Annotated in this window: 1 protein-coding gene; it reads left to right on the top strand. The window is 62.2% G+C overall.

What is annotated here, in order from left to right:
• A partial coding sequence (locus GHO03_RS24535; protein ID WP_153400695.1) for an autotransporter outer membrane beta-barrel domain-containing protein occupies positions 1–890 on the top strand: 890 nt, incomplete at its 5' end.
• Positions 891–1,104 lie beyond the last annotated feature (214 nt).

The following is a 1,104-nucleotide window of genomic DNA, read 5'->3' on the forward strand; positions in this document are numbered from 1 at the left end:
GTGATGCCCCTGCCCTGGCCGCCACGGGCCTGGTGCCGGGCGTGCGCAACCTCAACGACCCGAATGCCCGGGGCAGGCTCTGGCTGCAGGGCCTGGGCAGCTATGGCCGGCTGGACGCAATCCACGGCAACAGCGACCTGACCCAACGTACCAAAGGCGGTGTACTGGGTGCCGACTGGGCGCTAACCCCGGACTGGCGCATGGGTGTACTGGGCGGCTACTCAAAAACCGACGTGGACAGCACCGGCATGGAGGGCAGGGTCAACAGCTGGCACGCGGGCGCCTATGCCATTCACCAGAGCGGTGCGCTGGCCCTGCGCCTGGGGGCAGCGTATAGCGGCCATAACGGCGACAGCAAACGCAACGTGATATTCAACGGCTTCAGCGATCAGCCCAAGGGGGACTACCACGCCAGCAGCCAGCAGGCTTTTGCCGAACTGGGCTACGCCCTGGGCAGCGGTCGTCTGAGTGCCGAGCCGTATGCCAACCTGGGTTATCAGCGTTATCAACGTGACAGCTACACCGAAAAAGGCGGTGCCGCGGCGTTGCAGGTTGACCGGCAAACCCAGGACAACTTCAGTAGCACCCTGGGTGTACGGCTGGCGCATCTGAACCAGCTCGAAAACGGCATGAGCATCACACCCCGCCTGAGCGCTGGCTGGAAACACCTCTATGGTGATGTCAGCAGCTCAACCACCCAGGCCTTTGTGCTGGGCGGATCGGCCTTTGATGTCGAGGGCAGTGCGCTGGATCGCAACTCGCTGGTGCTGGAGGCCGGGCTGGATCTTGGCGTCTCTGCCAGGCAGACCCTGGGGGTGGGCTATACCGGCGATATCGGCAGCAACAGCCGCAACCACGGGCTGATGGGGCAGTGGCAGATGAGGTTTTGATCAAGCGGTGCGTGGAATACTTGTAGCAGTTGCCGAGGAACGAAGGCTGCGTTCGAGGGCGAAGATCTCGTAAAACCTGAGCGTTCAATCTATCTGATGCAGCGAAGTGTCTGATTTCACGACGGCTTCGCCGCCGAACGCAGCCTTCGTTCCTCGGCAGCTGCTTGTATGTTTTCCCGGTGCCCAAGAAAATGCCGGGGCGTGTACAAAAAGC

The organism is Pseudomonas sp. FSL R10-1339, from assembly GCF_009600545.1.
GTDB lineage: Bacteria > Pseudomonadota > Gammaproteobacteria > Pseudomonadales > Pseudomonadaceae > Aquipseudomonas > Aquipseudomonas bubulae.